This window comes from Paenibacillus liaoningensis (genome assembly GCF_059609455.1).
The window spans coordinates 176,571-197,571 of the sequence record NZ_JCAALU010000011.1; the positions used below are offsets into that span (position 1 = coordinate 176,571).

Below are 21,001 nucleotides of genomic sequence, written 5' to 3' on the forward strand. Positions count from 1 at the left end.
AATCGGCGCCCTAATAATTAATGAAATAGAATTACTTAATCTGATTCAATAAGTCCGACTTTCTTTAAATCTTTAATTTTCAGATACATCGTCCCTTTATACTTCTTGACATGTATGTCACTTAAAACAATATAGAAGGGCACCCGGAAGGGGTGCCCTGTCAGCTACTTTAAGTCGAAGACCATCAGGTCGCGACCTACTGTGATCGGGCCGGCGTAAATTCCAGCCATCCCCTCGATATACGCTTGCTCGGCCTCTGGATTCACCGCTGGTGCGGGAATATGATGCGTGAGCACGAGATGCTTGACTCCCGCCCGTTGCGCGATTGCAGCCGCTTCCAGCGTCGTCGTATGATACTTCGCAGGGTTTGACAGCGCCTTCTCGTGATTCGGGTATTGCGCGATCAGGGCGTCAAGCCATGACTTGTTGTACGCTTCGTGAACGAGCAGATCTGCCCCAGTCGCTTGTTTCTCCATATTGGCCACCGGAATCGTATCGCCTGATATAACGACCGTCTTGCCGTTATACTCGAACTTGTAGGCGATAGCCGGATAGACAGGGCGATGGTCCACTTCGAAGGCGGTAATTCGGATGCCCTCCTTGTCGTAGATAACACCCTCGTTGCATTCCGTATATTCGATTAGCGAGCCCGCTTCATCCGACAGATTGTAACTAATTCGGAGCTTGACGTCGAACTCGAAGGACTCCCGCATTTTACCAATGATCGCCTTCGTCGTCTCTGGTCCGTACACTTGCATAGGCACTGAACGACCTTCGAAGACACGTTCTGCGGTAATATGCGTGCGCCAACTCGTGATGAACACGTCGAAAAATCCTCCGTTATGATCGTAATGGTGATGGGTAAACAGGACATCGGATATCCGTTGAGGCATGATGCCCGCTTTGATTAGTTGGTCCACCGTAGAGCCCCCGCAATCAACGAGGAACGTCTTGTCTCCCGCGAGCACCGCTGCTCCGGGCTTCGCTCGCCCATAGAAGGCACGGGGAGAACCTGTCCCGAGCAGAACGACGGTCAGATCTGGGTGGTAGTCTGGCCTCAAATTCATTTGTGGCTGGATATACATCGCTGTCAGCCCTCTCATCTTCGTTTTATTTGCCTTCCTGTATCTCCTTCAGCAGCGACAGATCGTACAAGCCTGCCAGATCCAGGCCATCTGCTCCGACTCCCTTGATATAGCCGGCATCGACGGCTACCTGCGCCATTAGCTTCAAGGAATCTTGGTCGATGTTCATCGTCAGATTTAGATGAGACAGTGTGGCCTTGATCAATTCGGCATCCAAGCCCTTGCCCGTCAGTTCCTTCAACTCATCGCTAACGAGAGAATACGTGTCGCTGGGACTTTCCTTGATAAACTTAATTGCGTCCTCGTTGGCCAGAAGAACGGATTTGGCCAAATTCCGATGATCCTTCAGGAAGTCGTCACTAGTTACGATAATCGTAAGTGGATAATTCCCCTTGTTCGGCGGAATTTGATCCCAATCGACGGCGATATTACCGATGCCTTCATTCGCGATCAGCGTCCCCCATGGCTCCGGCAATAGCGCCGCGTCTACCTGGCCTTGCTTCATGGCCGTCAGCGTATCTGCCGGAGCCATCGCAATAAGCTGAACTCCGCTCTTATCCGTGGACACCTTCAGGCCCTGCTCCTGAAGAAGCAGACGCAGAGAGATCTCATTCGTGCTCCCCTTTGTCGGGATAGCGACCAGCTTGCCCGACAAGTCCTTGACGCTCGTCACGCCCGAGCCCTTCCTCGTCACTAGCACGGCGCCGCCGTTGTTCGCTCCTGACAGAATCTTGATGTTCTTGCTCCTTACATATTGGTTGATTATCGGGCTTGGCCCGACGTACCCGATGTCAATCTGGCCTGTCGCCATTGCAGTCGAGAAGTCGGAGCCGTTGTTAAAACCCTGTACCTCGATCTTCACATTAGCGCCGAGACGGTCTTGCAAATAGCCCTTCTTGATCGCTACGAAAGCCGGAGCATGGGTCACGTTCTTGAGCAAGCCGATCCGCACCGTAATGGGGTCGACCGATTTGGAGCTTCCATTGCTTCCCGAGCCAGAGGTCCCGCAGCCGGAAAGCAGAGTCAGAATCAAGACGATCATAAGACTCGAATAAGCCGCTTTTCTAAACATGCATCATTCCCCTTTTCCTAGTTAAGCTTACGTTTTGGCCGTATTCAGACCGTACTGGGTCCAGATCCGCTCCTCTATGCGCTTGAAGACGAGGTGGTCGGAGATCGTACCGAGAATCGCGATCACGAGTACGATGCAGAGCATAAGAGAGGTGTCGCCGAGGCTTCGCCCCTCCTCCAACAGCTGCCCCAAGCCGATGCCGCGCGCAATGAGCTCACCGGAGACGAGTGCCCGCCAGGCGAACGCCCAGGCCATACGCATGCCCGTAATGAGCTGTGGTATAGCCGCGGGAATCATCACTTGGTAAAAGAGTCGGAACCCGCGACCTGTTCCAAACATCTGCGCCGACTTCAGATAGATTGAAGGAATGTTCTTGATCCCACTCCGACTCGCAATCGTCATCGTCCACGTCGCCCCAATCGTCGTGATGAACAATACGGCGAAGTCGTTCAGCCCGAACCATATGATAGCGAAAGGTAACCAAGCGATGCTCGGCACCGTCTGCAAAGCGACGACGACAAAGCCGAACGTCTCGTCCAGCAGCCGGCTCCGAGCGAACAAGACGCCGAGTGTCATGCCGATGCCGCACGAGAGGACGAACGCGATGAGGATTCGCCTCAAGCTGCTAAGCGTCGCTTCGAGTAGCTGCCCATTTGCCATCCCATCGTAGAATGTCTGCACCGTCTGCAGCGCCGATGGAAAGCGCCAGCCCCAATGCATCGTCCTATATGCCGTCTCCCAGATTATTAGCAGTAGAATGAGAAAGAGGGCTTTTCTCCAGAGTGTAGTCATTGCCATATTCCTCCTTCGCCACCTTCTCCAGTTCAGCGGCCAATGTATCCATAATCTGACTCTCGATATGGTGCAGAAGAGAATCGCCAGGCTCCCGCGGCCGTGCCGCCTGTACGCGGAACTCCTTCTTAATCCGTCCCGGCCGGGTAGACATGACGAGCACTCTGTCCGACAGTATGACCGCCTCCCGGATGTTATGCGTGATGAACAGAATGGTCTTCCCCGTGCTCAGCCATATTTGCTCCAGCTCCTTATGCAGCAGCAGCCTAGTCTGTTCGTCCAGTGCAGCAAACGGCTCATCCATGAGCAGAATCTCTGGGTCCATGACGAGCGCCCGCGCTATTGCCACCCTCTGCTTCATCCCACCCGACAGCTCATGAGGATAGCGGTCCGCGAACTTCCCCAAATGGACAGCCCGGATCTGCTCCATGGCTCGCTCGCGGCGCTCCTTCTTTTTGATTCCCTTTTGCTTGAGACCGAATGCGACGTTCTCCAGCACGGTAAGCCAAGGATACAGTGCATGGTCTTGGAATACGACGATCCGATCAGGCCCTGGGGCCGTGACTTCCTTGCCATTCGCTTCTACTCGGCCGTAATCCGCCCGCTCCAGCCCTGCTACCAGGTTAAGCAGCGTGGACTTGCCGCAGCCGGAAGGACCGAGGATGGAGACGAACTCTCCCTTTCCAATCTTGAAGTCAATGTCTTTCAACGCAGTATAGCCCGCTCTGCCCCGTTGCGCGAACGTCTTACCTACTCCCTCTACCTGGATCATGCTCCCGCCCCCCCATGGCTTTCCACATCGTTACAAGTGCTGTTGGAACTCGTCGGTATCGTGAATGACAACCATTTTCCTCTCATAGCGAATGATGCCTTCCTCCCGCCATCGACCCAATGTCTCCGTAACCGTCTGCCTGCTGCAGCCGATGACATAGGAGATCTCCTCATGGGTAAGCGAAAGCGTGACGACCGTCTCCTTCCCCACACGAACTCCGAGCTGCATGAGTAGTTGAGCCAGCCTCCAAGCAACCGGCCGTGAGATGAGCGTCTCAACGTAACGCTGTGTCTGCAGCAGACGACGGGCGTTGACCACCGTTAGCGCATAGAGGGCATCTGGATGTCTCTTCAGCAAGCTGGTGAATTGGGAAGCCGGAATCGAGAGGATCCAGCTGTCCGTGATGCATCGCGCATAGCGTTGTCTCTTCTGCCCCGTCAGCACCTCGGCCGCACCGAACACCTCGCCCTTGTGCCTCAGGAACAAGGTGATGCTCTGGCCCTCTTGCGCAAACTGCGAAATCTTCACCAGTCCGTCCTGGACAAAATAGATATCCTGACTTTCTTCCTCGCTCCTGAAGATAAAGGAGTTCTTCTTCATGACACGAGAAGAGCCAAACTCCTGGAAGAGCTTTGCCAACGTGAGTTGCTCGGCTTCACCGCTATCCGTTACGTTTCCTTCCCAATAGGAGGACATACCCTCTTGGTCCATCGTCGTTCCACCCTTCTCTAGCTGTTGGTGAATTCAAAGTTTACCTATCGGTATTTGCAATTATAATCCATGGTTCAAAACAAAAACAGTCGGCTAGCCGACAAAATATAAGCCGTATCAAACGGCACGAGTGAGAAAGCTGTCTACAATCAGGTCTGGATCGCAACGTTAGTGAGGAACAGTCATATAAAAATACAATTATTCAGGTTTTCGTCGTATACTTGGCGAAAGTTAGTCTATTTCTAAGAGCACCTTGAGTCCTCTAATTTATCTGTCATTTACGAGCCCTCCATGAATGAAATAGGGCATACAGGAAATTATTTTACATAGAGAAAGAATTTGAAAGAGACAGGCTCAGTCGTATTTAGTTACATGGCACAAAAAAATGATAACTTCATTTTAAGTATTAAGAATATGGAGGCAAGGAAAAGATGAACTGGGTTAAAGTGATGCTCGTGGATGATGAAGTGCTGGCGATCGAGCATATGAAAAATTTAATATCGTGGCAGCAACTCGGATATGAGATCGTCTGCACGGCGAATAAGCCGTCGCAGGTCGTAAAATTGGCGCGGGAGCACCGACCGGACCTGATCATTATGGATATCGTCATGCCCGGAAAGGATGGGCTGGCGCTTAGCAGGGAGCTGCTGGCAGAGGGACTGGTGCTGAAAATCGTGCTGCTCACCTCCTACAAGGAATTCGAGTACGCCAAGGAAGCGCTAAAGCTCGGCGTCTCGAATTATTGGATTAAGCATGAGATGGATGCGGAAGCGGTCAAGCGGGAGCTTGGCGGCTTAAGGGAAGAGATCGAGAGCGATAAGCGGCTCCGAAAAAATGATCGCGGCCGATTGCTCATTGATTGGCTCGGCGGGAGACCTCTGTCGGACGCACAGTGGAGGACGGCGACGGCTGAGGTGGGCGAAGCGTTCGACCGGCTTCATCTGCTGGTGCTTGAGCCTGCCCGAATTACTCCGCTGCTGCCCGGCACGGCTATAGGTAAACCCGAATGGCCGACAGAGTGGCCCGATACAGGAGATTCCAGCCTGCTAGCGGCGATCCCCTTTCTAGAAAGCTGCTTTGTTCTTATTTACGGGGATAAGAGCAGCAGGGGTGAGGGCAAGATGCGAGAGCTGCTGGAGGAGAAGGCGGTCGAGGCACGCCGGACGATAGAACAGTTGACGGGCCGCTCTGCATCAATGGCGATGGCCTACGGTTTGCCAAACCGGGCAGACGTTCCGGCAAAGCTGGCTGAAGCTTTGAAATGGCTGTCGCAGGCCATATTCTATGCCCCTAGCCACCTGTTCCGGCTGAACGAGCTTCCGCGTGCAGAAGAGAACGCCCCCATACATTTGGAGTGGGAAGAAGGCCTGGCGAAGACGAAAGAACTGCTGCCGGGCCACCAATATGAAGCAGCAGCACGGGAGATTTCGGCTTTGTTCGCGCGAGCTTTGGCGGCAAAGGATGCGGTTGGCTTCGCCGATCTGTGCCGGCAGTTGGTCGCCGTATTGAACCGCTATCGCTCCACTTGCGGACTGCCTTCTCTAGCAGAAGCTTGGGCAGATGGCCCCGGCACAACAGCCGATTGGACCTCGCTTACGGGGATTCGCGATTGGTTTTTGTCGGAGTTAAATGCGCTTGCAGAAGCGACATCCGGGCTGCCCGCGGTGTCCCGTAAAGTGCGCCAGGCACTCGAGCAGATGGAACGGCATTACGGCGATCCCGAGCTCGATGCAGATGCGATTGCAAGGCAGCTCGGCATTTCGCGCGACCACTTCCGCCACTTGTTCAAGCTGGAGACGGGCCAGACGGCACTCGACCGGCTTACAGAAATCCGGATGGAGAAGGCTAAGCAGCTGCTGGAAGAGGGGAATCTCAAGGTGTATGAAATCGCTGACCGGGTCGGCTTCCGCAATGGGCAGTATTTCAGCCAAGTCTTTCGCAAGACGACGGGCATGACCCCGCTCGAATATATGGAGAAACGCAGGTGAACTTGCAATGCGCATGAGGATACGCACCAAAATTATCGCCAGCACCGTTCTAGTCGTCTCCATTTCGCTTATTCTTAGCGGCTTCTTCATCTATGACTACGCAAAGGACATTATTCGCGAGCAATCGATTAAGGACAGCCGGACGAAGCTCGCGCAAATTTCGTTCCAGTTGAAGAAAATTCAGGAGCAGGTCGTCAAGACAGCAGAGTACATCGTATCCGACGAGGAGATAACCGCCCTTATTAACGCGCCAGCAAGCGAGGATATTGAGGTGAACTATTTTCGCAAGCAGGCCGTACAGGAAAAGCTCGGGCGGTTCGTGGCGCTCAGCAATTTTATTCTGAATGTCGTGATCGTTGCACCGAACGAGGAAACCTATTCGAATTATAGCGGATATGAGGAATATTTCTCCGAGTACTTGAAGCAGGACTGGTTTGTGAAAATGAAAGATACACGCGCTGCCTATAGCGAGCCGCACTCCTTCTTCTTTATTAGCGGCAACCGCCAAGTATTTAGTTACGTGCTGAAATACCGTCCGATCGGGCAGGACTTAGAGGCGGATAGCTATCTTGTTATCGATATTGCCTATTCCGAACTATCCAACGTCTTCTTGCAAAGCGCTCAGGATTTCGAGCAAATCGAGCTGTTCACCGGCTCAGGGGCTTTGCTGTTGGAGGCGAATGAGAAGCTGCCGGATGCAGACCGGGCGTTTATGGCGAGCACCTTGCATTCCGGCCAGCCGTTCGCGGAGGACGCCCGCACCATCGTGTTGACCGACGATGCGATGAGCCAGGGATGGAAACAGGCGGCTTTGCTGTCTAAGAGCAAATTATTTATGAAAATTAATCGCGTTTTCTTTTTCTATATCATCATCATTATTACCGCCATTATCGTAACGCTCGTCGTCATGCTTCCTATTATCGTCAATCTAATGAGACCATTGATCCGGCTGACAAATGCGATGAAGCGCGTAGCGGTCGGCGATCTCGGGACAAGCGTCCAAATCCGCAGCGGGGACGAGCTGGAAATTTTGGGAACAGGCTTCAATCGAATGGTTAGAGACTTGAAAAGCCTGATGGACACTGCCGTACAGAACGAAACGGTGAAACGGCAAATGCAAATCGATTTATTGATGGCCCAGATCAATCCGCACTTTCTATACAACTCCTTGAACACCGTCATTTACTTGTCGCATGCCAATCGCGGAGCAGAAGCGGCCGAAGTGACGCAGGCGCTCATCTCTATTTTGCAAAACACGATCAAGACGGGGGAGGGAGCTGTGCGCGCGCCGTTGTCGGAAGAAAAGCGGATTATCGACAAATATACGGTCATCCAGCAGACGCGTTACCCCGGCCAATTCCGGCTCGTCTGGGAGGTGGATGAGACGCTGCTTGACCGTTCGGTTCCCCGGCTGGCGCTTCAGCCGCTCGTGGAGAACGCTATAGTGCACGGCATCATTCCGTCGGATCTGGAAGAGGGCACGATTATTGTGCGGGCTTACCGGGAAGGGGAACAGCTTGTTTTGGAAGTGGAGGACGACGGGCAAGGCATGACGGTGCCCGAGGAAGGCTGGAGGATGCAAATAGGACAGGTGGGACAAGAGCCTGAGCGTACGAGGGGAATCGGTCTGTCCAACATTCAGGAGCGGCTGCAAACCCATTTTGGCGCTTCGGCGCGGCTGGAAGTATTTAGCGAATGGGGAGAGGGCACCCTGATACGAATTAAGCTTCCTTGGATGGAACTAGCGTAAACGGCTGAAGCCGTCCTTTGGCGGCAAAGCTACCGTTTCGCGGAGAAATATAGAGAAAGGATGGAAAAATCATATGCTTTCCTATATTTCAAGCGTAAACGGCTGACGCTGCCCTTTGGCGGCAAAGCTACCGTTTCGCGGAGAAATATAGAGAAAGGATGGAAAAATCATATGCTTTCCTATATTTCAAGCGTAAACGGCTGACGCTGCCCTCTGGCGGCAAAGCTTCCGTTTCGCGGGTGAAATCGACTTGATCACCGGATTTTATACGAAATCACCGTTTTGGCTGATTACCGCCTAACAGGGTCCTGAGTTACGATAGCAGTGTAAGCACTTACAAAATTATTTTAGGGGGACTCACCAACATGAACATCAAAAAGAAGGCCAAATGGGTGGGCGGTTTCGTATCTGTGCTGATGCTGACTGGGCTGCTCGCAGCCTGCGGCGGCAACAACACCACTGGAGACAACGGTACTGGCAACAACGGAGGCACTGCTGCTCCTGCGGCGTCGACTGCGGCCAGCACCGATCCAACACAGATTAGCGGCACCGTTAAAGTCTGGGATTGGGATGAAGCGTTTCAGAAGGGCATGATCGTAGAATTTAATAAAAAATATCCGAACATCAAAGTCGAAGTAACGGTCGTTAATCCGAACGATTACTTGCAGAAGCTGCAAAGCGGTATCGCTTCCGGCTCTGACGTTCCGGACGTCATTCTTGGGGAGTCGGCCTACCGCGGCAAGCTGTTTGACCTTGGTGTGCTCGACAATCTGGAAGCGGCGCCTTATAACTTCGATAAAAGCACCATTATAGATTACGTTGTGCCTTACGTCTCTAATTCCAAGGGCGAAGTCATTGCCGTTGATCAATCGCTAACGCCTGCTGGCTTCGCTTACCGGAGAGATTTGGCGAAGCAATACTGGGGCACAGATGATCCAGCTGAGCTAGAGAAAAAGATTTCCACTTGGGATGATTTCATCGCTGCCGGCAAGGAGCTTAAAGAGAAAAGTGCTGACAAGGTGCTCATGTTCCCTGGTCTGGGCGACGCCTTTCTCGCTTTGAAAGGTCAGAATTTTGCTTCCTACGTAAACGGCACAGAAATCGATTTGACGAGCAAGCTGCAAAAGCCTTTGAACCGCTTGTTTGAGATGCGTGACGCTGGCATTATCGGCAAAAATGAACTGTGGACGCCAGCTTGGTCTGCTTCCATGGCGAAAGGCGAGTTCATGTTCTATCCAATGGCGCCATGGGGAGCCAAATGGCATATATCCGCGAACGATCCGGACGGTTCGGGACGCTGGGGTCTTCTCAAAGCGCCAGAAGGCGGATTCACCCGCGGCGGAACGGCGATCGGCATTTACAAGGACAGCAAAGTTAAAGAGGCCGCTTGGGCATTTATCCAATACGCTTACTTGTCCGATGAAGGCTCGGCCTTCAACTTTAAGACGTTCGGCAACATGACCAGCTCCAAGTCGTTCTATGAAACCCAAAAAGCTCTCATCGACGCGCCGGGGCCTTATGATGAATTTTTCGGCGGTCAAAATCTTGCGAAATACTTCGTCGAAAATATCGTTCCAGATATGAAAGGCGAAGCACAGTCCAAATACGATTCCGTCGTAGACTCTGTGTTTAACGCGCTGTACCCGCTATGGATGAAGGATGGATCGGTCACTGCCGACTCCGCGCTGCAAAAGTTCATCCAAGAAACGAAAAACAAAGCGTCCGACGCGACCATCAAGTAAATTTTGGGAAAACGAGGGATGACCGTGAATGCGGAACGCATAATTAAGACTTCCGCCGCATCCAGCAAACGCAGATGGGGGCCACGCATGTGGCCCTATCTTTTCGCCCTGCCTTTCGTGCTGACGTATGCGGCGTTTCAATTGTATCCAGTCCTTTACTCATTCGTGCTCAGTCTGCATGACTGGAACGGCATAGGCGACAAGACGTTTATCGGCTTTAAAAACTATGTGCAGCTTTGGACGAATGACCCTTTGTTCATTAAGTCCTTGTGGAACACCCTGATTATGATGGCGATGTTTATTCCAGTAACCTTGATTTTAGGGCTCACGCTGGCGTATTGGACTTTCCATTTGACGCGCGGCAAGAGATTATTTCAGACCATTAATGTACTGCCATATATTACGACTCCGGTAGCCATCGGCTTTATTTTTTCCTACATGTTTGACTGGCAGACCGGTCTTGTGAACCTGCTCCTTACGAAATTCAGCCTATTGGAAGAAGGTTTTTACTGGCTTCAAGACCCATGGGGCTCCCGGGCTATTATTGCTCTAATGGTCATTTGGCGCAATCTCGGATATTTTATGATTATTTTCATGGCCGGCATGACCGTCATTCCGCAAGACGTATACGAAGCGGCCAAGATGGATGGCTCTACGGGACTTCATACCTTCCGCAAAATTACGATGCCCTTGCTGCGAAATATTATCGTATTTCTCGTCGTCACCTCCGTTATTAATGGATTGCAATTGTTCGATGAGCCAAAGCTGCTTTACGGCGGATGGTCGGGCTCCGCACAGGTAGGCGGTCCTGATAACACAGCCCTCACTATTATTTGGAAATTTGTGGATGAGTCATTCGGTTCCAATACACGTTTCGGCTATGCTTCGGCCATTGCCTACTCGCTGTTCCTGCTAATCGTATTATTCTCCATTCTTAGCTATAAACTCACAGCACCTAAGGAGGACAAACGATGAAAACAGCCAGCATGTGGTTTTGTCTAATTGTCATCTCCCTGCTCTCGCTCTTTCCGTTCTATATTATGATCGTGATGGGAACGCATTACAGCGAGGATTTATTCAAGGGAATTCCGATTCTTCCGGGCAACTATTTGGGAGAAAACCTGAAGACCGTCCTGCAGGCCGATTTTCTAAAAGTATACGGAAACAGCTTGATCGTATCCGTTGCCTCTGTCTTGCTGGCGACACTCACCAGCACACTCATCGGCTATGCCGTGGCGAAATTTGAATTCCGCGGTCGCAAGCTGCTTCAGACCTTCGTTATTATTACGATGATGGTACCGACCCAGGTCGGATTAATCGGTTATATTATTGAAATGAGACATCTCGGTGTCGGCAATACGCTGTGGCCGGTCATTCTCGTCTGGGCGGCATTTCCGTTCGGTGCATTTTTTATGATCCAGTTCATGCGCGATTCGATTCCAACCGATTTACTGGAATGCGCGCGTATTGACGGCTGCTCCGAGCCGGGTATCTTAATTCGCATTGTACTGCCGATAATGAAACCGGGCTTGGCGACGCTGGCAACGCTGGTGTTTCTATGGTCATGGAACAACTATTTGCTGCCGCTCGTCACGATTAACAAGTCCGAGTGGTACACGCTTCCGATCTTTATCTCAAATCTGGGTATTGTTCACCGGACGGATTACGCAGCGCGAATGACTGCCCTTACGATGACGACGATTCCCGTGCTGATTCTGTTTATTCTTGGTTCGAAAACGTTCATGAAAGGCCTGACCGCTGGTGCGGTCAAAGGCTAAACGTTATAGCAAGGCCACCAAGGCCAGCCAGCTATATTGTGCTTTCAATATGAGAAGGTGAATAGGCTCTCCCTACAGCACAGGTTTTATGACAAACTTGTCTGCTATAGGGGGAGCCTATTCGTTATTTTACTAATCTAGAAAGGTATCCGACATCCACTTAACAAAACGTTCCTTTTCTTCATATTGCGGGTAATGCGCCGATTCCGCATAAGGAAGGAATTCCTTGTGTTCAGCTTCAATGCTGTCAAAATAATGCCGAGCTGCTTGGGATGATGTCATAGCGTCTGGAATTTTGGTTAGTCTGGAAGCCCCGCCGTATTTATTAACATAGTCGCGAGGAGTCAGAGCATCACCATTCTCAATAGCTTCCTGCAATTGCTGCAGTTGAGCTGCATCCTCCGCATTTCCTTCTTGCCCAGCCTGTTCCAAAACGTAATGCAGAGCGTCGATCTCGCTTTCTACCGTATCCCCCATTTGACCGATTCCGATATAGGCTTCGTACTTTTCAGGAGCTCTGGAAGCAGCTTGCGTAGCAAGATAGGTGCCGTAGGAATGCCCGATCAGGATAATCTTTTCTTTGCCAAGCCGCTTTGCTATGTAATCCGTTACCGCGAGCAGATCCTTCACCAGCAAATCAGAGGAAAGGTTAGAATAGTCCTCGGAAAAATGATAGGATTTGCCGCTCGCCCTTTGATCGTAGTTAACGATGGTAAACTTCGTTTCCAGTAGATCCTGCATTTTTTTTGCAAAAGGAATTTCCGAAGCACCTGGCCCTCCATGCACATTCAAAATAACCGGATTATTCCGATCGTTGCCCCGAATCATAATCTCTTGTTTGGTACCGTTCAGATCCACGTGTTCCAGCACACTTATACTATTCTCGCCTTTTATACGGGGCGTCCATGTCGGGAAGAAGAGCGCTAGCAGGATTAGTGCAATCAGGATGGTGCTAATCATTAAGGCTGGTTTTAAAACGGTTTTCATCTCATGTGTTCCTTTCCATTCCATATCATTTCAGCTGATCATTCCATATTACTTCACTGTCGATCCTTCTAAATCCATCGCATGAATGAAATTGGGCACCGTCTCTGGTTGTATATAACCTCTAATTGAGCGCTTCTCCGCACCATGTTCAGTTTTTGTAGATAAGCCTCCTTTATAATCAAAAAGATTTTTAATCCTTGGGAGGTAAGTTATGAACGCATCATTCAAAAAATATGCAGCCGAATTTATTGGAACCTTCGTCCTTGTTCTATTCGGCTGCGGCAGTGCGGCTACAGCGGGAGCTGAGCTTGGCTATTTGGGCATTGCATTGGCATTCGGGCTGTCTATTGTGGCGATGGCCTACGTCATCGGACCGATATCGGGGTGTCATATCAATCCGGCGGTTTCACTCGCCATGCTTATTAGCCGGAAGCTATCGGGGGCGGATTTCATCGGATACGTGGTTTCGCAAATCGCTGGCGCTATTGCAGGCTCCGCCGTTTTGTACGCCATCATCGTCTCCGCAGGCCTGCCTACGACAGGGCTCGGCCAGAACGGTTTTGGCCCTGGGTACGGAATCGGAATTTCAGCACTAATGGCATTTATTGTCGAAATCATCTTAACCTTCGTATTTATTTATACGATACTGGGAGTGACCTCTACGGAGGGCAATGGAAATGTAACGGGCCTCGTTATCGGGCTGACGCTCGCTTTTGTCCATATTCTTGGCATCGCCTTAACCGGAACGTCCGTCAATCCGGCAAGAAGCTTGGGACCCGCATTGCTGCTTGGCGGCGAGGCGTTATCCCAAGTGTGGGTATTCCTTATTGCCCCGCTTGCCGGCTCGGTGCTGGCCGTTGCCGCTTACAAGTGGCTGAACAGCTACAAGGCGAAGCAAGCCTAAAATGATTTTAAGCTCGTTATGAGGGATTTCGGGAGGAAAGGGCTACTGGGAGGTTTTCCAGCAGCCCTTTTTTTATGTGTATTTTTCTATAAAAAAGACCCCCTCCATATAGGAGGAGGCGATCACTGGTATATTTTATAAATCTGAAGAAATTCCTCTGAAGGCTGCAGGCCAAGCTCATCAAACAGCAATTGCGTATAGTGCTCATAATAGCCGCTTATGGATTGCCGATCTCCCATAGCCACGAGGATTTTCAGCAGCAGCAGATTTGATTCATCTTCAAATTCATTGCGCGCTACGATTCTTCTCGTTATTTGCGCCGCTTCTCTATAACGCTTCTGGTCCAGCAGCCAGCTTGCGAGACGCTTCGCCAAGGAATCATAGATAATGGCCAGCCTCTCACGCTCGACAGCCGCCCACTCAAAGGATTTATCATCAAACAAATCGCCTGTAAATTGTTTCTCCAGCTCTATAGCTGTCGCTGCATTGGATTCATTGATTTCATATAAAGCCTTCGCCTGCTGCTCAAATTGAATAAAATCGACATCAGCCTGATTCAAGTCAATCCGATACTGCTCTTGCGCTGAAATGACCACCTCTTTCAACCCATGCGGCGACAAGACTTTTCTAAGCTGGTATGCCGCTGTACGGAGATACGTTTCTGCATTTTTAAGAGGCATTTCTGAGAAAATGTCCTCTAAAATACGGGTTTTAGAGGTGCTGCGGCCATGGTTGATGAGCAAATAGGCGAATAATTCCATGCTTTTTTTAGAAATCCATCTTACGGTACCTTCTTGCCTGCTGCTCACCTCGAAACACCCTAAACCACGAACCACTAGTCGATTAGAGGAGAGGTCCCCCGTAGGATGGGAAGAAGCATCCTGTCTGCTCGCCGCTTGTGTAATGGTCTGGGCTAAGCGCTTGCGGGTAACCGGCTTAACCATGTAGTCCAACGGATAAACATCGAAAGCTTGAATGGCATATTCAGAATGGGATGTCGTAAATACGATATCCAGCTTAGCACGAAGGGAACGCAAGCTGTGGGCGAGCTTGAGCCCATCATCCCCCGCTATCTTGATATCTAGAAACGCAAGCTCCACGTCATTTGCCCGAACAAAGTCCAGCGCCTCAGCTGCCTTCTGGAAGCTTCCAACAAGCTCCACGTCATCCATAGTGGACAACAACCGCTTCATAGCAAGCAGCATAGCAGGCTCATCGTCAACGATAACCACCTTCATCGCTCTGTTCCGCCTCTCACGCTGAATTGAAATAGGCTACCTTGTCCTAGTTTGCTTTCCACCCATAAATTTCCCCCGCCTAGTTTGACGAATTGCCGGCTTACAAGCAGTCCAAGTCCCGCTCCCTTTTCCCCTAAAGTACCCGTCAATGCGTCCAACTGCTGCTCACTAAGCAGCCTGTGAACCTGATTCTCGTCCATCCCAACTCCGTTATCGTGAACTGAAACGATTACCATGTCCTCTGATAGCTGGGCGTCTATATGAACGGAGCCGCCCACCCCAGTAAATTTAATCGCGTTGGATAACAAATTGCGGATAACTAAGCCAAGCACCTGCTGATCAGCGTACACATAAGTCTGTGCAGCAATGGTATGATGTACATTTATTTGCTTGGCCTCGCTTGTAATATGCATCAGATGGATGCACTCCTCCACAACCTCAGACAGCTCCAGCAGCTGTAGCCGGAGGGACACATCTTCCCGCTGACTGCGGAACCACTCCAGCAAATTATTGGCTATGCCGAGCATATTGCGGATCTGGCCACCTAGCGCCTCAACGATTTCCCGGTGATCGCTCTCCATTCTGGCTCTGTCCTCTTCTAGAAGCTCAATCAGTTGGAACTGTAATGCCAGTGGACTGCGGATATCATGCGAGACGATCGTAAACAGTTGATCCTTCAGCTGGTTAAGCTGTGCGATCTGCTCCAGATGGCGCTGCTTCTCTGTTATATCGAAGATAAGGGAAATACTGCCCTGCGTATGCTTGCTCTGCTTATGCAGCGGATACACGTTTATGCTGTAAATTTTCCTCTCGCCATTAAGCCAAGTGTCAATTTCCACACTGCCCTGCTGCATGGACATGCACAACTTCTGCCATTGCGGCCATGGTGCTAGCAGCTCCGCCATTTCCCGGTCATAAATCTCGGCATGGCCCAGCTCTAAAAACCACTGAACAGCCTTTTTATTGCTGTCGATGATCTTTCCTGAAGCATTCGCGATCAATATACTTTCCTGAAGCGTATCGAGCACGGCATCCCTGGCATAAGGAACAATAGAGAAAAACTTATACCGCATGGCAATGACCAGCATGATCATACCTGTAAATCCACAATAAACCGAGAGCCTTAGCAGCCATGACGACATTTCAGGATTCACGAATTTAATAATCTCAAGCACCAGAGGCAATGATCCTAGACATAGAACCCACATGCCTGGCTTGCGAAAATCATCTCGAATATTACGCACATAATGAATTAAAAAATAAATACATACAGCCACGATGCTGTAGCAAACTAGCGTAAATATGATGGAATAAATAGTTCTTGTCGTTATTAATTCGCCATTATAGAGCTCAATCGTGCGAAAAATCAAATGAAGCTCAGGGTTGAGCCACACCAGCAGCGACCATAGCACAAATACCGTGAACAGCAGGACCTTCCAGCGAAGCTTAATGATCTTGTCGGAACCGATCAAATAATAGACAAATAGAATTAAGAAAGGCACCATTAAATTAAGCATCGTATGCTGAATATTACGAAAAATCAGCTTTTCCGTTAATAGAGAACGGCTCTGCTCCATAATGATGGCACCGGAGAAAATCATTCGACAAATCGTCAAACCGATGAGATAGCCCACTCCGCGCACTCTTCTAAAACCATACTCCGATAATAAAATAATCCCCATCATGATTAATGAAGCAATCATAGAGACGAGCTCTATTGTGGAATCCATAAGGATAGTCCCTCTATATTTGACATAAATAGAATAATAACTTTTTACTCTCTTCATACAGTATACGAATACGAAACCATGGAGCGCAATATATGCCTCCTCCTATTTCATCAAAAAACCCAATTATTCGACAGCATGGGATAAGGGGCTAAAGCCGCAGCGTATAGAGAAAGTCAAAAAAAAGACTGGCCGAGCATATCATTAACCAATGACATACTCAGCCAATCTAAGTTATAAATCGGGGGATGGGCACTGCAGCATCGGGGGATGAGTACTGCAGCCTATTAAATAAAAATTTGTTGGATTAATAAAGAAAGTTCCAAAGCCGCAACAGCAGGGCAGTAGCTTCGGCTCTAGTTGTAAGTCCAGCTGGCACAAATTTATTGCCTTCCCGGCCCTCTATCAGCCCATTCGCGCGAGCATTGTGAACATGCGTTTTGGCCCAGGCTGGAATATTTGCATCATCGGTAAAGGAAGCAGCTTCCTGAGTGTCAATCTCCCACTTCATTGCCCGGGAGACCATCGCAGCCATTTCCGCTCGGCTTACCGTTTGCTGCGGCCGTAATGTTCCATCGGAATACCCTTCGAGAATACCCTCAGCTACCGCTGTCTGAACGGCCTGTTGTGCCCAGGCTGGAATGCTGTCCTTATCGCTAAAGGGCATCGCAATCGATTTATTGCCAATGGGAATTTGAAGGGTGCGAAGCAGCATAAGAGCAAACTCCGTCCGTGTTACGTAGCCATTAGGCACGAAGGCATCGGCACTCATACCCTCCACAATTCCAAGTTTCGCTGCTTCGCAAATATTTGATGCAGCCCAATGATTATTAATATCTTCAAATGTACATGCAGAGCCTGTATTTCCATTATCAGAAATACGATTAATCTTTAACGTATACGTTTTTATCGTTCCATCCTCGGCTTGAACCGTGATGGCGAACACATTTTCTCCCATGACCAAAGGTACAGAAGTTGTCTTTATTACTTGTTCTCCCAGCAATCTAACCGCTGCCATGACATGAGCAGGTGCCAATTGCAGCTCAACTTCTTTTGCATCCGTCTTCGTTCTATACTCCGTAGTCCCGGGTGTAAATACAGGCGACAGCTCTACTGCCTTACCGCCTGCAAAGACGTTCAAATAAGCTAGGTTTGCATTGCTAGAACGTGTTACGGATGGCGGCGTTGCTGCACTCACTATGCTAAAGCTTGCAGTTGCTGCATCAAGCGCATTGCCATATTCATTTTCCACTTCGCCTCCAGCCACATTCACCCTGTATAAGCCATTGTTAAGCGTGCCATTAAACGTCAACGTATACGTTAGCAAAGATTCATCAAACGTTGTCGTATAAGAAGTAAATGCTTGTCCGTCCTTCGTCAGGCTAATCAGAGGCTTTGCATTTGCAGAGGTGAGTGGAGCCCCATCATTAATCCAATATACCGATTCGCTCACAGTCACGGAGACTTGAGTAGGCGGCACAACGAATGCTTGCTGATCGGTAAAGCCACCGAATGCAGTGACGGGTTGTGCCGTGTTATACAACAGGCTGAGCATGTTGGATGCTGTATTGTCCAGTCCTGCGGCATTTACTGCTGCACCCGCACCAATCGATACCGTCACAGCTTGACCACTCGTCAGCGGTGTAATGGTCGCTGTGTAAGTCGATGCGTTAACGGAAACCAAATTAGATGCTGTAGCGTTAACGACTACAAGGTCATCCACGGTGAAACCATTTACATTCTCGTTGAAGAATATGTTCACCGGAAAAGCCGCATTCACGGTTTGGCTTGCTGAACTGGTTACCGTTACTGTCGGTGCCGTGTTGTCCAGCACAAAAGGATTGGATACAGAATTTACAATATTACCCACTTTATCTTTGGCTTGAATGTGCAAGTACCAATCGCCATCAACATTTGTTTGGCTTAACGTATCCTCGCTGCTGAAGGCCGTCCAGCCTCCCGTCGGAACGGCTGTTCCTTGCGTCCAAGCATACAGCAGCGAGGCAGGCTCCACGCCGCTTTGCGTGTCACTAACCGTTACTTTGCTTGAGACGCTTGTTGCAGGCGTTAACCCTCCATCAGTGCTGAACTTTACCACTGGTGGAGTTGAATCAATCTCTAGCGTAATCGTATACCTTTGATTAGGAAAGAAATAGGGCTCGACGCGAACAGGAATGACCGTATCAGCCGTCGCTCCCGCTACATTGATTGTCGCCGCACCGCCACTCAATATAGACTGATTGTTCACATACACCAAAATTTGGTCAGGGTCTGTCATCGTCGGTGTTATATGGGCACTGGACAAAGACTGCCCGTCATAATAATAGGTGTAGGAGGTAACAGTGACGTCAAAGGCTTCCGTAAAATCGCCCTCTTGCAGCTTCAAATCGATCAGCTTGCCCGGTACGGTGCTTTGGCCAAAATCGTCGTTACCCCAGGCAATGACGCTTCCATCTGCTTTCAAAGCGAGCGAATGCTCAGCGCCAGCGGCAATGGACACTACATTTGCCAATCCAGCTGGCACGTTAATCTGACCGCTAGCATTGCTTCCCCATGCGACGACGGTTCCGTCTGCTTTCAAGGCAAGCGAATGCTCAGCGCCAGCTGCAATGGACACTACATTTGCCAATCCATTCGGCACCGCTCTTTGGCCACTATTATTATTTCCCCAGACAACGACAGTGCCGTCCAATTTCAGGGCTAGCGAATGGTTGGCGCCGGCAGCAATGGACACAACTTGATCCAGTCCAGCCGGAACTGTGCTTTGACCGTAATGATTTCTTCCCCACGCGACGACCGTATGGTCTGATTGCAAGGCGAGCGAGTGAAATTCTCCTCCAGCAATTGCAATCACTTCATCGAGTCCGATTGGAACCGTGCTTTCATTATAAGCATTGTTTCCCCATGCAGTGACCGTCCCATCCGCTTCCAGCGCAAGCGAATGATTCGCTCCCGCCGCAATCGATGCTACATTTTCCAGTCCAATAGGAACACTACTTTGACCATTGCTGTTGCTTCCCCACGCAGCAACAGTGCCGTCCGATTTCAGTGCGAGCGAATGATTCGCTCCTCCAGCGATCGACTCCACGCTTCCCAGTCCAGCCGGTATCGCACTTTGTCCATCGCCATTGTCTCCCCAAGCGGAGAGGGTACCATTCGATTTCAAGGCAAGCGTGTGAGACCAGCCCGCTGCGATTCTGCTCCCTTTAATGGGCGAAGCATGATCCGCTGGAACGGTCCTCTGACCATTAGCGTTGCTCCCCCACGCGACCACTGTGCCATCGGCTTTCAAGGCGAGTGTATGAAACCAGCCGGCAGCAATCGCAACCACATCATGCAGTCCCGCCGGTACGTTCGTCTGACCTGCATCATTTTCTCCCCAAGCAACAACAGTACCATCCGCTTTCAGAGCAGTCGCAGTCGCCCTGCTTGCAGAGATCGATATGACTTTGCCATCTGCCGCTGCATTTGGAATTACCGTTTGACCACTAGCGTTGTTTCCCCATGCAACAATCGTGCCATCCGCTTTTAATGCCATCGCAAATAAGGACCCTGCGGCAATCGATACTACGTCACTCAGGCCAGCAGGGACATTCGTTGCGCCAGGCTGACCCCATGCAACGACCGTGCCATCCGCTTTTAATACGAGCGAAAACTCTTTTCCGGCAGCGATTGCGATCACTTCTTGCAATGCCGCTGGGGGTACGCTTGACTGGCCATATTGATTGTCCCCCCATGCTACAACCGTACCATCCGCTTTCAAGGCGAGTGAAGAACCTCCTCCTCCAGCAATCGCTGTCACCCCTCCCGCTGCTAATTCATTCGGCACTGTTATTTCGCCCGAGCTATTGTTCCCCCATCCGACAACTGTCCCATCTGCTTTCAGAGCGAGTGAATGCTCACTCCCAGCAGCAACAGAGATTACATTAGCAAGGCCTCTCGGTACATTCGTTTGGCCCCCACTATTGAGTCCCCATGCGACGACGGTACCATCCGCTTTTAACATGACGGAATGGTTGGCTCCTGCGGAAATCTGTACTCCCTTCACACTTCGCATGCCCTCTTGTGCTGCATAGACGGTGCTCTGCCCATAGGGTGTAAGCAATCCCATTAGCAGCACAAGGATAAGTACAAGGTAAACCGGCTTTCTCGATTGATTGGATGACAATATGTACGCCTTCTTTCATGCCAAAAATTTTGGTTAAAATTCCCTAGTTGAAATTTTAACAAATCCCCGTGAAAGAATAATGAAAGACTTGTTGCTAGGTCCTGTATGCAAACGTAAGCGAGCTGGATCCCGAAAGAAACCAGCGTTTCAACTTCTACCCTCTACTATCGAGAATGGCATAACTTGGAGGACACAGCATCCGCTAATTCAACCGAATCACTGGTTTTGGTACAGGCTTCGGACACAGGAGCCGCTAATGTGCTGCCTATCTTCATTTTGAGAGGAAT

At 50.3% G+C, this 21,001-nt stretch carries 15 protein-coding genes; 6 read left to right on the forward strand and 9 right to left on the reverse strand.

The window, feature by feature from the left end:
* Positions 1-164 precede the first annotated feature (164 nt).
* From AC6B99_RS18185 to AC6B99_RS18205, 5 genes are read right to left on the reverse strand one after another with little or no spacing between them, the layout of a single operon-like run.
* Positions 165-1,085: an MBL fold metallo-hydrolase gene (locus tag AC6B99_RS18185; protein WP_235533174.1), complete on the reverse strand. Its 921-nt coding sequence runs from the start codon at positions 1,083-1,085 to the stop codon at positions 165-167.
* Between the two features lie 25 nt (positions 1,086-1,110).
* Positions 1,111-2,157: an ABC transporter substrate-binding protein gene (locus AC6B99_RS18190; protein ID WP_056036289.1), complete on the reverse strand. Its 1,047-nt coding sequence runs from the start codon at positions 2,155-2,157 to the stop codon at positions 1,111-1,113.
* 27 nt (positions 2,158-2,184) lie between these two features.
* Positions 2,185-2,877, reverse strand: a complete 693-nt coding sequence (locus AC6B99_RS18195) for an ABC transporter permease (protein WP_235533173.1) — start codon at positions 2,875-2,877, stop codon at positions 2,185-2,187.
* A 4-nt stretch (positions 2,878-2,881) separates the two neighbouring features.
* Positions 2,882-3,721, reverse strand: a complete 840-nt coding sequence (locus AC6B99_RS18200) for an ABC transporter ATP-binding protein (RefSeq protein ID WP_056036287.1) — start codon at positions 3,719-3,721, stop codon at positions 2,882-2,884.
* A gap of 30 nt (positions 3,722-3,751) precedes the next feature.
* On the reverse strand, positions 3,752-4,432 hold the full coding sequence (locus tag AC6B99_RS18205; protein ID WP_056036285.1) for a Crp/Fnr family transcriptional regulator: 681 nt from the start codon (positions 4,430-4,432) through the stop codon (positions 3,752-3,754).
* 431 nt (positions 4,433-4,863) lie between these two features.
* Between AC6B99_RS18205 and AC6B99_RS18210 the strand changes: the two genes are divergently transcribed.
* From AC6B99_RS18210 to AC6B99_RS18230, 5 genes are all read left to right on the forward strand, one after another.
* Entirely contained in the window at positions 4,864-6,420 is a 1,557-nt protein-coding gene (locus AC6B99_RS18210) for a helix-turn-helix domain-containing protein (RefSeq protein ID WP_056036283.1), read from the forward strand.
* A 7-nt stretch (positions 6,421-6,427) separates the two neighbouring features.
* Entirely contained in the window at positions 6,428-8,170 is a 1,743-nt protein-coding gene (locus AC6B99_RS18215) for a sensor histidine kinase (protein WP_496663933.1), read from the forward strand.
* Positions 8,171-8,535: 365 nt separating this feature from the next.
* The gene (locus AC6B99_RS18220) at positions 8,536-9,912 is read left to right on the forward strand and encodes an ABC transporter substrate-binding protein (protein WP_056036279.1); all 1,377 of its coding nucleotides are present in this window, start codon (positions 8,536-8,538) and stop codon (positions 9,910-9,912) included.
* Between the two features lie 87 nt (positions 9,913-9,999).
* On the forward strand, positions 10,000-10,887 hold the full coding sequence (locus AC6B99_RS18225; RefSeq protein ID WP_063892567.1) for a carbohydrate ABC transporter permease: 888 nt from the start codon (positions 10,000-10,002) through the stop codon (positions 10,885-10,887).
* Positions 10,884-11,690: a carbohydrate ABC transporter permease gene (locus AC6B99_RS18230; RefSeq protein ID WP_056036276.1), complete on the forward strand. Its 807-nt coding sequence runs from the start codon at positions 10,884-10,886 to the stop codon at positions 11,688-11,690. Before AC6B99_RS18225 ends, AC6B99_RS18230 begins: the two co-directional genes overlap by 4 nt.
* 132 nt (positions 11,691-11,822) lie before the next feature.
* On the opposite strand, the gene AC6B99_RS18235 is transcribed toward AC6B99_RS18230, so the two are convergent.
* Positions 11,823-12,677, reverse strand: coding sequence for an alpha/beta fold hydrolase (locus AC6B99_RS18235; protein WP_056036274.1), 855 nt, complete (start codon positions 12,675-12,677; stop codon positions 11,823-11,825).
* Between the two features lie 211 nt (positions 12,678-12,888).
* Here AC6B99_RS18235 and AC6B99_RS18240 point away from each other — a divergent pair, with 211 nt between their 5' ends.
* Positions 12,889-13,581, forward strand: coding sequence for an MIP/aquaporin family protein (locus tag AC6B99_RS18240; RefSeq protein ID WP_056036272.1), 693 nt, complete (start codon positions 12,889-12,891; stop codon positions 13,579-13,581).
* A gap of 122 nt (positions 13,582-13,703) precedes the next feature.
* Here AC6B99_RS18240 and AC6B99_RS18245 read toward each other — a convergent pair whose 3' ends face one another.
* From AC6B99_RS18245 to AC6B99_RS18255, 3 genes are all read right to left on the reverse strand, one after another.
* The gene (locus AC6B99_RS18245) at positions 13,704-14,819 is read right to left on the reverse strand and encodes a response regulator (RefSeq protein WP_056036270.1); all 1,116 of its coding nucleotides are present in this window, start codon (positions 14,817-14,819) and stop codon (positions 13,704-13,706) included.
* A complete protein-coding gene (locus tag AC6B99_RS18250) occupies positions 14,816-16,549 on the reverse strand; it encodes a sensor histidine kinase (RefSeq protein WP_496663934.1) in 1,734 nt (577 codons plus the stop codon). Before AC6B99_RS18250 ends, AC6B99_RS18245 begins: the two co-directional genes overlap by 4 nt.
* A gap of 304 nt (positions 16,550-16,853) precedes the next feature.
* Positions 16,854-20,714 carry an RCC1 domain-containing protein gene (locus AC6B99_RS18255; protein ID WP_496663935.1) on the reverse strand — a complete coding sequence of 1,287 codons (3,861 nt, stop codon included), beginning with the start codon at positions 20,712-20,714 and terminating at the stop codon, positions 16,854-16,856.
* Between the last annotated feature and the right edge of the window lie 287 nt (positions 20,715-21,001).